General features: G+C 62.3%; 14 protein-coding genes. 11 read left to right on the top strand and 3 right to left on the bottom strand.

All coding sequences use genetic code 11. The features are described from left to right. Positions 1-21 precede the first annotated feature (21 nt). From BW940_RS03930 to BW940_RS03905, 6 genes are all read left to right on the top strand, one after another. Complete coding sequence (locus BW940_RS03930) at positions 22-2,256, top strand: bacterio-opsin activator domain-containing protein (protein WP_076607889.1); 2,235 nt, start codon at positions 22-24, stop codon at positions 2,254-2,256. A 310-nt stretch (positions 2,257-2,566) separates the two neighbouring features. After that, positions 2,567-4,540 carry an acetate--CoA ligase gene (gene acs / locus BW940_RS03925; protein WP_076607888.1) on the top strand — a complete coding sequence of 658 codons (1,974 nt, stop codon included), beginning with the start codon at positions 2,567-2,569 and terminating at the stop codon, positions 4,538-4,540. Between the two features lie 153 nt (positions 4,541-4,693). After that, positions 4,694-5,146, top strand: a complete 453-nt coding sequence (locus BW940_RS03920; RefSeq protein WP_076607887.1) for a DUF4212 domain-containing protein — start codon at positions 4,694-4,696, stop codon at positions 5,144-5,146. After that, positions 5,143-6,828: a VC_2705 family sodium/solute symporter gene (locus BW940_RS03915; RefSeq protein WP_076607886.1), complete on the top strand. Its 1,686-nt coding sequence runs from the start codon at positions 5,143-5,145 to the stop codon at positions 6,826-6,828. Before BW940_RS03920 ends, BW940_RS03915 begins: the two co-directional genes overlap by 4 nt. 2 nt (positions 6,829-6,830) lie before the next feature. Continuing rightward, a complete protein-coding gene (locus tag BW940_RS03910; protein ID WP_076607885.1) occupies positions 6,831-7,295 on the top strand; it encodes a universal stress protein in 465 nt (154 codons plus the stop codon). A gap of 88 nt (positions 7,296-7,383) precedes the next feature. Further along, positions 7,384-7,602: a hypothetical protein gene (locus tag BW940_RS03905; protein ID WP_076607884.1), complete on the top strand. Its 219-nt coding sequence runs from the start codon at positions 7,384-7,386 to the stop codon at positions 7,600-7,602. 103 nt (positions 7,603-7,705) lie between these two features. Here BW940_RS03905 and BW940_RS03900 read toward each other — a convergent pair whose 3' ends face one another. After that, the gene (locus tag BW940_RS03900; protein ID WP_394329394.1) at positions 7,706-7,930 is read right to left on the bottom strand and encodes a hypothetical protein; all 225 of its coding nucleotides are present in this window, start codon (positions 7,928-7,930) and stop codon (positions 7,706-7,708) included. A 92-nt stretch (positions 7,931-8,022) separates the two neighbouring features. Here BW940_RS03900 and BW940_RS03895 point away from each other — a divergent pair, with 92 nt between their 5' ends. Next, the gene (locus BW940_RS03895; protein WP_076607882.1) at positions 8,023-8,571 is read left to right on the top strand and encodes a tRNA (cytidine(56)-2'-O)-methyltransferase; all 549 of its coding nucleotides are present in this window, start codon (positions 8,023-8,025) and stop codon (positions 8,569-8,571) included. Positions 8,572-8,760: 189 nt separating this feature from the next. Further along, a complete protein-coding gene (locus BW940_RS03890) occupies positions 8,761-8,994 on the top strand; it encodes a hypothetical protein (RefSeq protein ID WP_076607881.1) in 234 nt (77 codons plus the stop codon). An 18-nt stretch (positions 8,995-9,012) separates the two neighbouring features. On the opposite strand, the gene BW940_RS03885 is transcribed toward BW940_RS03890, so the two are convergent. After that, positions 9,013-10,005 (bottom strand): MBL fold metallo-hydrolase, encoded by a 993-nt coding sequence (locus BW940_RS03885; RefSeq protein WP_076607880.1) that lies wholly within the window; start codon positions 10,003-10,005, stop codon positions 9,013-9,015. A 92-nt stretch (positions 10,006-10,097) separates the two neighbouring features. Here BW940_RS03885 and BW940_RS03880 point away from each other — a divergent pair, with 92 nt between their 5' ends. The 3 genes from BW940_RS03880 to BW940_RS03870 are packed head-to-tail and all read left to right on the top strand — an operon-like array spanning position 10,098 to position 12,076. Beyond that, entirely contained in the window at positions 10,098-10,622 is a 525-nt protein-coding gene (locus BW940_RS03880) for a transcription factor (protein WP_076607879.1), read from the top strand. After that, entirely contained in the window at positions 10,622-11,302 is a 681-nt protein-coding gene (locus BW940_RS03875; protein ID WP_076607878.1) for a DUF2110 family protein, read from the top strand. The genes BW940_RS03880 and BW940_RS03875 overlap by 1 nt, the downstream gene beginning before the upstream one ends. Next, the gene (locus BW940_RS03870) at positions 11,303-12,076 is read left to right on the top strand and encodes a DUF5803 family protein (protein ID WP_076607877.1); all 774 of its coding nucleotides are present in this window, start codon (positions 11,303-11,305) and stop codon (positions 12,074-12,076) included. Between the two features lie 10 nt (positions 12,077-12,086). Here BW940_RS03870 and BW940_RS03865 read toward each other — a convergent pair whose 3' ends face one another. Beyond that, the gene (locus BW940_RS03865) at positions 12,087-12,536 is read right to left on the bottom strand and encodes a chemotaxis protein CheW (RefSeq protein WP_076607876.1); all 450 of its coding nucleotides are present in this window, start codon (positions 12,534-12,536) and stop codon (positions 12,087-12,089) included. Between the last annotated feature and the right edge of the window lie 36 nt (positions 12,537-12,572).

Raw genomic sequence — 12,572 nt, 5'->3', positions numbered from 1 at the left:
TGTCGTTAGAAACAACGAACCATGAGTCTCGAGAGGACCGACTCGTCGATGCTGTCGCGTGAGCACTACGAGTCGCTCCTCGACGCCGCCGAAACGTATCGCGAGGCACTCGTCGTTCGACTCTGTGGTGATGTCGGACTCCGACCGACGGAGCTCACCGAACTCACCGTCGATAGCATCGAACAGGTCAGGATCGATCCGCCGCGGTACCTGATTCGGGTCCCAGCCGTCAACGACGGATCGAGACGGACGGCGTATCTACCGACCCACGTCGAACGAGAACTGCGGCGATACGCCCAGAGCAATGGGCTCTCCACCAACGATCGAATCTTTCCCGTCACGGCGCGACGGCTGCAGATGCTGGTTTCGGACATCGCCGAGCGAGCCAGCGAGCGGTACGACCAGCCGGTACTCGCCGAGCTCTCCACGAGCGATCTGCGACAGTACTTCACCTACACCGCACTCATCGATCACGCGGTCAACCCCAGAGTCGTCAAAACCGTCGGTGGCTGGGGGAGCTTCGAGGCACTCGAGTCCTACCTCCCCGAACCGACGGACGCGGAGATCGTCGACGCCTTCGACGCCGTCGAACGGCCGTCGGGATCCGATCACGGCCGCTCGCAGACTCAGTCCGGACCGATGGTGAGCGACGACAGCGTCATCCGACTGTTACTGGCTGCAAGCGATCGATACGCGCTGCTCCGTCTCGATGCGGACGGCTACGTCGAACGGTGGAATCGCAGCGCAGCGTCGATGTTCGGTTATCGGGCCGGCGAAATCGTCGGCACGCACGTCTCGACGTTTTATACGGACGCGGCCGTGGACGACGGCTGCCCGGAACGAGCGTTGTCGACCGCCTTAGAGGAGTCCGGCTCCGAATACGAGGGGTGGCGTGTCCACAAGGACGGCTCACAGTTTCGCGCGACCGAAGTCATCTCGCCGCTGCGGGACGACCGTGGTCGCCATCGCGGCTTTGCCGTCTTCGTTCGTGATGTCTCGGCTTCACACGAGGAGTTCGAGGCGGTCCGGTCACGCCGCGACGAACTCGAGGGACGCTATGCGGTCGCTCAGGCCCACCGAGCGGTCGCGCGATCGCTGCTCGAATCGACCGACCACGAGGAAGTCGAGACGCGGACCTGTGCGGCACTAACTGACGGACGCGCCTACGAATACGCCTGGATCGACCGGGCGACCGTGACGGATCGGCGGTCGGACTGGCGCGCCTCGAGCGGGATCGAGCCCGCCGACGTCGATCGGCTCGTTCCGGACCACTGGCAGGAAGACGGCCCGGCGACGGATGACGGGGAAGGCACACTCTCGGTCGCCACCGACGTCCCCCTCGATATCGAGCCCGAAGGCGAAAACGGTGCAGGGAGCGACGGTGAGGGAGCGCTCGCGCGCGTTCCGTTATGTTACGGGGATACGGTCTACGGAACGCTGACGGTCGCAACCGACAGGGTGGCGGCGTTCGATGCGGACGAACGCCAGTGGCTCGAGACGCTCGGGAAACAGGTCGGCTACGCGATCGCCGCGATCCGGCGACGGAACCTGCTGTTGTCCGATCGCGTCGTCGAACTTGAGTTCGCCTGTCGCGACGACGATTCGTTTTTCGTCGACGCCTCCCAGCGACTCGGCTGTCGGTTCGAACTCGACTCGCTCGTCCCGATCTCGGAGACGACGCAACTGTACTACGTGCGACTGCAGGATGGCTCGCCGGCCGACGTCTTCGACCTCGCGGCGGACGATCCCGGCATCGACGACTGTCGGCTGGTCGAAACCGACGAGGACGGCTGGCGCGTCGAGTTCGTCGTCGAGGGCTCCTCGCCGACGCTGACACTCACCGAGTACGGCGTCACCGTCATCGATGCCGTTACCGAAGGCGGTGTGACGACGATCACTGCCGAATCCGCAGCCGATGCCGACCTGCGGACGGTCCTCGTCGGCCTTCGTTCCGGATTCCCCAACTCGGAACTGGTCGGGAAACGCGAAGCCGAACGAACCGTCCAGACCGCCCGCGAGTTCCGGGAGGGACTCGAGGACCGACTGACCGACCGACAGGAGGCGTCGCTGCGGGCCGCGTACTTCGGCGGCTACTACGACTGGCCTCGCGAGAGCACCGCCGAAGAGATCGCCGATGCGATGGGCGTCTCCTCGCCGACGCTGCACAATCACCTCCGGAAGGGCCAACACGAACTCCTGCGGACGTTCTTCGACGATCCGGCCGGCGACGACGTCGAGTCGTCCAGAAGCGACTAACGGCGTGTCGCTGACTCGAGGCCGGAGATTTCCTCCTGATCGGCCGACCACTGTCTCCGGCAGTCGGCCAACCGTATACTAAGCCTCTAGAGGGCAGTGGTTCGTCGCCGTCCATTCCGGCCGTGGCTGCCCACGCCCGGTATCAACGATGGTGTCGCGTGTCCGATCTGACGGGGATTTGGCCGCGTATAACCAGATATCCGCTCCTAATACAGTCAATATTCTCTATATTCCCTCCCTGTTTGGGGCCCGATTTTGCACAACTAGATGCCGGCTTTACTATGGTAGTAGCATATTGAACTGTTGTATCATGTCACAGGAGGATGGCAGCCTCGAGGCTCGTCTCGAGGAACAAGACACGTTTGAACCGCCCGAGTCGTTCGTCGAACAGGCGAACGTCTCGGATCCGGGGATCTATGAGGAGTTCGACGAAAACTGGCCGGAGTGTTGGGAACGCGCTGCGGAGTTTCTCGACTGGGAGGAGGAGTACGACGACGTCTTAGACGAGTCGGACGCACCCAGCTACCAGTGGTTCACGAACGGGAAACTCAACGCATCGCAGAACTGTCTCGACCGTCACGTCGAGGACGGGGCGAAAAACCGGGCCGCGATCAAGTGGGAAGGCGAGCTTGGCGAGACGCGAACGTACACGTACGGAGACCTCCTGAACGAGGTCAACGAGTTCGCGGCAACGCTGCGTGACCTCGGCGTCGAGGAAGACGACGTCGTCACGCTGTACATGCCGATGGTACCCGAGCTCCCGATCGCGATGCTCGCGTGTGCCCGTCTCGGTGCGCCACACAGCGTCGTTTTCGCCGGCTTCTCGGCCGACGCGCTGGCGACTCGGATGAGCGATGCCGACAGCGAGTATCTCGTCACCTGTGACGGCTACTACCGTCGCGGGGACGCACTCGATCACATCTCGAAGGCAAACGAGGGGCTCGAGGGCGTCGACCACGAGACGACGACCATCGTCGTCGACCGACTCGGCGACGACCTCGAGCACTCCCTCTCGGAGAACCAGCACGACTACGACGAGCTAATCGAGGAGCATGCCGGCGAAAGCGTCGAGCCGGTCTCTCGAGACGCCGAGGATATGCTGTTCCTGATGTACACGTCGGGAACGACGGGCAAACCGAAAGGCGTCAAACACACGACGGGTGGCTATCTGGCCTACTCCGCGTGGACGTCCCACTCGGTGCTCGACCTGAAACCCGAGGATACCTACTGGTGTTCGGCCGACATCGGCTGGATCACCGGTCACTCCTACATCCTCTATGGGCCGCTCGCGCTCGGGACGACCACGGTGATGTACGAGGGAACGCCGGACTACCCCGAGAAGGACCGCTTCTGGGAGATCATCGAGAACAACCGGGTGGACGTCTTCTACACCGCACCGACGGCCATTCGCGCGTTCATGAAGTGGGGCGGACAGTACCCCGAACAGCACGACCTCTCCTCGCTGCGTCTGCTCGGCACCGTTGGGGAGCCGATCAACCCACGCGCGTGGAAGTGGTACTACGACCACATCGGTGGCGGCGAGTGTCCGATCGTCGACACCTGGTGGCAGACCGAAACCGGCGGCCACATGATCACGACCCTGCCCGGTGTCGGGAAGATGAAACCCGGCTCCGCCGGTCCTGGACTGCCCGGCATTGACACACAGGTCGTTGACGAAGCCGGCGAGAAAGTCGACGCCGGCCAGGCCGGGTATCTGACGGTCCAGAAACCGTGGCCCGGCATGCTCCGGACGCTCTACCGGAACGACGAGCGCTTCGTCAACGAGTACTGGACGGAGTACTCCGATCCGGAGAACGACGAGTGGGTCTACTTCCCCGAAGACGGTGCGAAGATCGACGAGGACGGCTACATCACCGTCCTCGGTCGCGTCGACGACGTGATCAACGTCTCCGGCCACCGACTGGGCACGATGGAGATCGAATCAGCCGTCGTCGGCGTCGAAGGAATCGCCGAAGCCGCCGTCGTCGGCGGCGACCACGAGGTCAAAGGCGAAGCCGTCTACATCTATGCGATCCCCGAAGACGGCTACGAAACCGGTGACGAACTCGAGGACCGAGCCGTCGAGGCGATCCTCGACTCGATCGGTCCGATCGCCAAACCCGAGGAAGTAGTCTTCACCCACGAGCTGCCAAAGACCCGCTCCGGGAAGATCATGCGCCGACTGCTCGAGGACATCGCAAGCGGCAACGAGCTCGGCACCACGTCGACGCTCCGGAACCCCGAAGTCGTCGACGAGATCGCAGAGCAGGTCAGCGAAGACTGAGCCGGGGTACTTTCTTTCAAATAGCAACCACAGACGACGCGAACACAGGCGAAATCTCATGACAGAGAATATCACCCATAATTCGGGACGCACCGTCAGCGTGGACGGCAGCGTGTCGAGCAAAACGAACCACGAAAGTAGAGGCAACTACCAATGACCGCAGATACGAACCACGATTCAGAACGCGATACCCGCGAAGTGGCGACCGACGGTGGAATGAGCGACGTGGAGCGAGAGAAGCAGATCGACTATCTCGACGTCGAAATCAACCTGCTGAAGCCGGCAACCCCGTTCATGCGGGATCACCTGAAAGTGATCTGGCTCGGCTTTGCCGTCTGGGCAGTGACGACGTTCGGCCCGATTACGGCGACTCGTATCGCACCCGGCGCGATGACGACTGAGATGCCGATACTCGGCTTCCCGTTCCACTACTTCTCGATCGCGATCGTCGGACCGGGTGCGGCACTGCTCCTCTCGGTGTGGTACGCCCGTAAGCGCGACCAGATCGACGAGAAGTACGGCATCGAACAGCCGACGGCCGCACCGGAGACGACGGATACCGTTCCGGACGATGCGGCGGCAACTGATGGAGGTACCCAAGAATGATGGATCTTACAGTTCCGCTACAGGCAAGTGATGAGTTGCTTCCGGAAGGCCTCGACATCTCGTTCAAGGCACTCCCCGCGGTCATCGTCTTTGCGATGATGGGATCGTTCCTCGTGGCCGGGTTCCTGTACAAGGTCGCCGACACGGACGACATGTGGGTCGCCGGCCGCTCGATCGGTAACTTGGAGAACGGGATGGCGATCGGCGCCAACTGGATGTCGGCCGCGTCGTACCTCGGAATGGCAGCCCTGATCGCCCTATCAGGCGTCTACGGGCTGGCGTTCGTCGTCGGCTGGACGACAGGGTACTTCATCCTGCTGATCTTCATGGCCGCACAGATGCGCCGGTTCGGGAAGTACACCGCACCGGACTTCGTTGGAGACCGCTTTAACTCCGACACCGCGCGTGCCATCGCAGCGATCACGACGTTCCTCATCGGATTCGTCTACACGCTCGGGCAGGCCCGCGGGATGGGGCTGGTCGGCATGTACATTCTCGGTGACTGGTCGGCGGTGACTGGCGGCATGCTCAGCGCCTACCAGGTGATGATGATCCTGTTCATGGTCGTCACTATCGCCTACCTGACGCTCTCGGGAATGCTCGGTGCGACCAAGACCATGGTCATGCAGTACGTCATCCTCATCGCCGCGTTCCTCATTGGCCTGCTCGCCACCGGCTGGGCGGGCGGCTACTCGACGATTCTCCCACAGCTCGAGTACGGGCAGTTAATCGGCGAACTCAGTGCTGAGTTCTCCGATCCGTTCGCGGGCGGGAGCTACTACCTGTGGATCGCGACGTGTTTCAGCCTGATCTTCGGGACGTGTGGACTCCCGCACGTGCTGGTCAGGTTCTACACGGTTCAAAACGAACGAATCGCCCGCTGGTCGTGCACCTGGGGGCTGTTCTTCATCGCACTGCTGTACCTGAGCGCACCCGCGTTCGCCGCGTTCGGGACGGCCCTGTACGCGGACGAGATCGGTGCCGTCTACGGTGACCCCGGAATGACTGCGGCTGCCGGTGACGTCATTGTCGTGATGGCAGCACAGCTTGCAGACTTACCAACGTGGTTCGTCGGCATCGTCGCAGCAGGCGGTATCGCCGCTGCGGTCGCGACGACGGCTGGCCTGTTCATCGCCGCCTCGTCGGCGATCTCCCACGACATCTACGCGAACATCATCAACGAGGACGCGACCCAGCGCCAGCAGGTCCTCGTCGGTCGTCTGAGCATCATCGCGATCGGTGTGCTCTCGATCATCTTCGCGCTGAACCCGTCGGCACCGGTCGCTGCGCTCGTGTCGTTCGCGTTCTCGCTCGCTGCGATCGTGCTGTTCCCGATGTTCTTCCTCGGACTCTGGTGGGAGAACACGAACCGCCCGGGTGCACTCGCCGGGATGACGAGCGGGCTGATCATCTGGCTCATCCCGATGTTCAACGAAGGCCACTTCGGCCCTGGCTTCGGTATCGAAGTCCTCGAGACCTGGATGCCGGCCATCGGCTCCGGCCTCGTCGGCGTGCCCCTCGTCTTTGCTATCACCATCGTCGTCTCGCTGCTCACCAGCGAGCCGCCACTCGAGACAAAACAGATGGTTCGACAGTGTCACAGTCCCGACCCGATGCCGCGTGACAAGACGGCGGCGGACGTCGTCGCCGAAAAGAACGGAAACGCACCTGCAGACGACTAACAATGTACGATAACATACTCGTTCCGACAGACGGGAGCAAGGTAGCACAGATAGCGGTCGACACTGCGGTAGATCTGGCAGAAAAGTACGACGCAACCGTTCACGCGCTGTACATTGCCGATACCGACGCGGTCGCCTACGGTTTGGGTGCCGAGCAGGTAGACCGTATTCAACAAGGCGACTTCGCGGGGATGACAGAGCTGCGTGAAGATGCCGAAGAAGCGACTGGATACGTAACGGAGACAGCGGAGGCACACGGGCTGTCCGCGGTCGAACATCACTCCGGCGGCCAGCCACACCGGCTGATCGCCAGCTACGCCGAAGACAACGATATCGACCTCATCGTGATGGGGAGCCACGGGCGTTCGGGCGTCCGACGCGCACTGCTCGGTAGCGTCACCGAGCGCGTCCTGCGCTCGACGCATACCCCCGTGCTGGTCGTCGACTACGAAGAAAGCGACGACTGAGCCGCCAACGCACAAGACTGACGTATTACCGGTTCTTTTCTTACAGTATGAAACGATCATCGCCGACACACTCACGAGGAACTACACGATGAGCCTTGCTGAACGCTTTCGTCAGCACGTCAAAGAAAACAGGAACGGAATGGTCCACGACCTGATGTTCGCCGTCGCCTGGGTCGCGTTGGTGAGTATCCTCTTCGACTTCGTCTTTACGAGCGCACCCACGTGGGCGTTCTATATGTTCATGGCAGCCGGTGTTCCTGCCTACTTCGGCTTTTTCTTCTCGATCGAACTGGCCAAACAGCAGTGACACCGGTTCGAGTCTCTCGGCTCTGAGATCGGCGGCTGAATCGAGTCACCAATCGACTGCCGTGCGGTACGCGGTCGGCGTTTACTGCTACACACCGCCGTTCTCAGCGCCCCTCTTTCCCAGCGCGTGCTCGCTGTCGCAGACGGAACGACAGGAGGCTCGCGATTCCGAAAATGATTGGCAACGCGATATCACCTGGTGAACCGGATAGCGCTGGAAGCACCGTCATTCCGGCCATTACCGCGAACAGGAGCGCCAAAAGCCCGGTTATCGGAACGACGAACCCGTCCGAAAACACCGGTGCCTTCTCATTGCTCATACGTGGCATTCGTGATGTGTGACCAAATATCTGCGGATACTCGATCTCTCGAGAGTCGCTGAATCCGAATCCACATATGCACGACAGGGATATACTCTGGTATGAACGGAACAGCCGAAGTCGCCGTCCTCCGGCTTGGTCATCGGCCCGGCCGGGACGAGCGGATGACGACCCACGTCGGGTTGACCGCACGGGCGTTAGGTGCCGACCGGGTCTGCTTTCCCGACAACGCCGGCCAGTCGAAAGCAACCGTCGCGGACATCACCGACCGTTTCGGCGGCCCCTTCGAGGTCGAACTAACGGACTCTCCCCAGGCGATGCTCCGCAACTGGGCCGGAAAGGTCGTCCACCTCACGATGTACGGCGAGCGCGTCCAGGACGTCGAAGCCGAGATTCGAGCCGCCCATCAGGACGCCGGTGAGTCACTGCTCGTCGTCGTCGGCGCTGAAAAGGTCCCCTTCGACGTCTACGAACAGGCCGACTGGAACGTCGGCGTTACCAACCAGCCCCACTCCGAGGTCGCCGGACTGGCCGTCTTTTTAGATCGACTGTTCGAGGGTCGCGAACTCGAGCGTGAGTGGACCGCCGCGGATCGGCAGGTGATCCCGATGGAAACCGGTAAGCGCGTCGAGTCGGTCGACGAGGAGTAGTCGGACAACTCACCGCAGTCGGACAGCCGAAACAAGTGAAACGGATCGCAAAACGGTCTCCAGATCGTTCGAACGACAGGACTGGAGCCGCGAGACCGCGCACGCGCCGACGGCGACGACCGGTGACGGCTCTGCCGAGCAGTCACAGCCGACAGTATAGTTTTTCTGCTCGGGAGACGCAGATCCAGTATGGGTTCCTCGATGTCGCTTCCACGGACGCCGATCGAGTGGTTCATGCTCGGACCAGTCCTCGTCGTCCTCAATGTCGTCGTGTTGCTCGCGACCAACCACACGCTTCCAGAAGCGGTTGCAATGGGCGTCTTCTACGGGTTCGCGATGGCACTCGTCCTCGTCATCGTCGCGACCGTCTGGAACACGCACCGCGAGGCCAGCGACAGCGCCGACGCTGAGTCCGCCGAGTGAGCGACGTAACCGGTTCGCTCAGGCCGTCCGATACCGCCGAACGCCGTCCTCGAGGTCGAAGGCGACCGTCCCCCGTCGCTCGAGCGCCCCCAGTGTGGCCATCGTATCCATTACGGGTGCGGTATAGCGAACGCTGCCGACCCGCTGTTCGGCCACCGCAAGGGGTGTGGCGGGTTCGATCGCGGCCAGCGCGTCACGGGTCTCCGAAATCAGCGTCTCGATCCGCTCGCGCGTGCGTTCGACGACTCGGCGTGGCTCCTCGAAGACGGGCCCGTGACCGGGATAGCCGTACGTCGCCGTCGTCTTCTCGAGGCGATCCATCGCCGTTACGTACCGTTCGAGGCCGTCGTAGGCACCCCACTCGAGGCCGACGTCGAACGCGCCGGCGCGAAACGGCTCGATGAGTGCGTCGCCAGTAAACAGTGCCGTCTCTCCCTCGAGGTCGCTCTCGAAACACAGATGGCTCGTCTCGTGACCCGGCGTCTCGAGGGGCTCAAAGTCGTAGCCACCGACCGAAACCGGCGTGTCCGGGACGATCGGGACTGTCGCCTCAGGATCGAGCAGTCGGCTGCTCCGCCGGAACGACTCGAGCTGGTCGTCGACGACGTCCGCGAGGATCTCTCCGCGATACCCAGCCGACATGGCCACCTCGCGGACAGTCGATCGAACAGTCCTCGGATCGCGCTCGAGTCGCTCGAGTGCGACTGCTGGGGCATGGACCGTCGCGCCGGTAGCACGGAGCGTCGGCACCTGCCCGACGTGGTCGCTGTGGGGATGGGTCACGAGCACGTGGTCGATATCGGCGACCGTGTAGCCGACCCGCTCGAGGCCAGCTTCGAGGGTCTGTGCGGCTTCTTCGCCCGGTGCACCGGCGTCAATGAGAATCGGTTCGGGGCCGTCGATCACGTACGCGGCGACGTGTTTTGGCGGCCAGGGGACGTCGAACTCGAGGCGATGAATCGTCGAGAATACGTGATCGCCCTGCAAGGGACCGCCGGTCTCGGTGGTCATCGTTTCGAGAAGCGCTGTCCAGCCACCTGTACGTTCCCCCGACGCGGGGTAGTTGACAAGACTTAATGGACACACGGCGTTACACGTAGGTAATGGCTTTTGAGGACCTGCTCGAGGACCCGGTTATCCAGAAGTACCTACACGAGCTGGTCGGTCCCACGGGAATGCCCGTCGCGGCAGCGCCGCCGGACGGGGAAGTGACCGACGAGGAGCTTGCAGAAGACCTGGATCTCGAGTTGAACGACGTGCGGCGCGCGCTGTTTATCCTGTACGAAAACGACCTCGCCACCTACCGACGGCTACGCGACGAGGATTCGGGGTGGCTCACCTATCTCTGGACGTTCGAGTACGACAACATTCCGGAGAACCTAGAAGAGGAGATGTACCGCCTCCACGACGCCTTGGAGGATCGCCGGGAGTACGAGCGCAATCACGAGTTCTATCTCTGTGAGATCTGTTCCATCCGCTTCGAGTTCGGTGAAGCGATGGACTTCGGGTTCGAGTGTCCCGAATGTGGCTCGCCGCTGGAATCGATGGACAACAACCGGCTCGTCAATTCGATGGACGACCGTCTCGACGCGCTCGAGGACGAACTCAACATCGACGCGGACGCCTAATGGTTGTCCTCGCAACCAAACTCTACGTCGACGGCGATGCGCGTCAGCGATCGCTCGACTCGCTGCGCTCGCTGGTCGACAACGAGATCGGCGACCTCGACGTCGAGTTCGATATCGGCATCCGTCACGACGATTTCCCCTCGGTCACGATCGAGGGCGACGACGCCACCGTCGCACGAAACGTCCTCGGCGAGGAGTTCGGCGAAATCGTCCCCGACCTCGAGGCCAGCGAGACGTACATCGGCACCCTCGAGTCCTGGGATGACGACGGCTTCGTGCTCGATGCCGGACAGGGCGACGGCGTCCGAATTCCGACCGACCAACTCGGACTCGGACAGGGCACCCCGGCACAGATCCGCGAACGGTACGGGTTAGTCCAGCACGTGCCACTCGAGTTCGTCTATGGCGGCGACGACGAGCCATCACGGCTCGCCGAGGAAGCTCAGGACCGACTCTACGAGTGGACGCGTGGCAACGGCCGACTCAACGTCAACAGCGCCACCCGTGCGGAGGTCCGGGCGACGCTCAACCGTGCTGGACACGCCCAGGACTACGTCACCGTCGAGCGTCTCGGCCTGCTGGAGCAGAGTGTCATCTGTACCGAAGACACCGATCCACCGGGACTGCTGGCGAGCGTCGGCGAGTATCTCCCAGCGGAACTCCGCTGTGTTGTTCCGTAAATGAACCGACGGCTCGTTTTTGCAGTGCTCGTGGTCGGCTTGCTGGTCGTCGGAGCCGGCTGTTCGGCGTTCTCCGGCGGCATTCCCGATGAAGACCTCGATCGTGAGCAGGAGTACGACGATCTGCGCGACAGCGACGCAGACGTCGCTATCGACATCGAAGAGGGCAGTCTGACCAGCAACGGCGAGTTCCGTGCCGTCTACGACTTAGAGGACACCGACGAACTGTCGTTGTATCGATCGAACATCTACAGCGATCAGGCACTCGAGATCCATAGCGTCCGCTACTGGTATCCAAACGGGACCGAGGTGACGGGCTCGGAACTGGATATCGAACAGGGCGATACGAGCACCGACGTTCGGGTTCCCGACGGCAACGGTACGGTCGCGTTTTCGGGCGAAGCCGGGCGCAAAACGTTCAGTCTGCCGGCGTACGTCGAGGGATCGTACGAAATAACGATTCCCGAAGACCATCGGACGTCGAACTTCCTGTTCGGCGACGTCACCCCGAGTGGCTACGAGCGAGAGATTGTCGACGACCAGGAACGGCTGACGTGGGATGAGGTAGACAGCACCATCTCACTGCGATACTATCTGACTCGCGACATTCCGCTGTTTATCGGGCTCGTTGCCACTGTCGCCGTGATCGGCGGTGCTGGCGCTGCCTACTACTACCGGCAGGTCAAGCGCCTTCGAAAACAACGCGAGGAGATGGGGTTAGACGTCGAACTCGAGGACGACTCCGACGACGGACCGCCGCCGGGAATGCGGTAGTCGGCCCGTCTCAGCCGTGAATCGTCCGCTCAGCGAGCCAAATAACATCGTCGCCGTCGATTTCGAGACGCCCCTTGACGTGTGCCAGTTGGGAACTCGTTCGTGTCGGCTCGAGGCTGTTCGGACGGACCGTTCGTGTGGCGTCGACCTCGTCGACGAGCCAGCCGTAGTGGGCATCGTCGGCGTTGGTGGCGGTAAAGACGAGCAGTTTCGGGTCATCGATCCGTGCAGTCGTCCGTGAGGTGGCGGTAAACGCCCGCGGGAGGTCGACGACTCGGACCCGTTCGCCGGCGACCGTAACCGACCCTGCGTTCCACGGGTCGTCCGCTGTCGCAATGGATTGGTCGTCCGTCACGCCGAGGACGGATGCGACGGCAGCGGCCCTGACACAGTAGCGGTCGTTCTCGAGGTCGAACGTGAGAACGGTAACGTGATCGTCACTGTTGACAGCCGAGGCCATTCTGGCGTATACTTTCAGAGGTGCAAAATAAAGATT

The sequence above is a fragment of the Natronorubrum thiooxidans genome, assembly GCF_900156475.1.
In the GTDB taxonomy this organism is placed as follows: domain Archaea; phylum Halobacteriota; class Halobacteria; order Halobacteriales; family Natrialbaceae; genus Natronorubrum; species Natronorubrum thiooxidans.
The sequence above is the reverse complement of the archived record's forward strand: the minus strand, read 5'-3'. Positions and strand labels throughout refer to the sequence as shown.

Coding starts and splice junctions, on each gene's coding strand:
- BW940_RS03910 (WP_076607885.1), top strand. CDS start 6,831: ATGTACGATAACATACTCGTTCCGACAGACGGGAGCAAGGTAGCACAG.
- BW940_RS03880 (WP_076607879.1), top strand. CDS start 10,098: ATGGCTTTTGAGGACCTGCTCGAGGACCCGGTTATCCAGAAGTACCTA.
- BW940_RS03920 (WP_076607887.1), top strand. CDS start 4,694: ATGACCGCAGATACGAACCACGATTCAGAACGCGATACCCGCGAAGTG.
- BW940_RS03865 (WP_076607876.1), bottom strand. CDS start 12,536: ATGGCCTCGGCTGTCAACAGTGACGATCACGTTACCGTTCTCACGTTC.
- BW940_RS03915 (WP_076607886.1), top strand. CDS start 5,143: ATGATGGATCTTACAGTTCCGCTACAGGCAAGTGATGAGTTGCTTCCG.
- BW940_RS03885 (WP_076607880.1), bottom strand. CDS start 10,005: ATGACCACCGAGACCGGCGGTCCCTTGCAGGGCGATCACGTATTCTCG.
- acs (WP_076607888.1), top strand. CDS start 2,567: ATGTCACAGGAGGATGGCAGCCTCGAGGCTCGTCTCGAGGAACAAGAC.
- BW940_RS03900 (WP_394329394.1), bottom strand. CDS start 7,930: ATGCCACGTATGAGCAATGAGAAGGCACCGGTGTTTTCGGACGGGTTC.
- BW940_RS03875 (WP_076607878.1), top strand. CDS start 10,622: ATGGTTGTCCTCGCAACCAAACTCTACGTCGACGGCGATGCGCGTCAG.
- BW940_RS03895 (WP_076607882.1), top strand. CDS start 8,023: ATGAACGGAACAGCCGAAGTCGCCGTCCTCCGGCTTGGTCATCGGCCC.
- BW940_RS03870 (WP_076607877.1), top strand. CDS start 11,303: ATGAACCGACGGCTCGTTTTTGCAGTGCTCGTGGTCGGCTTGCTGGTC.
- BW940_RS03905 (WP_076607884.1), top strand. CDS start 7,384: ATGAGCCTTGCTGAACGCTTTCGTCAGCACGTCAAAGAAAACAGGAAC.
- BW940_RS03890 (WP_076607881.1), top strand. CDS start 8,761: ATGGGTTCCTCGATGTCGCTTCCACGGACGCCGATCGAGTGGTTCATG.
- BW940_RS03930 (WP_076607889.1), top strand. CDS start 22: ATGAGTCTCGAGAGGACCGACTCGTCGATGCTGTCGCGTGAGCACTAC.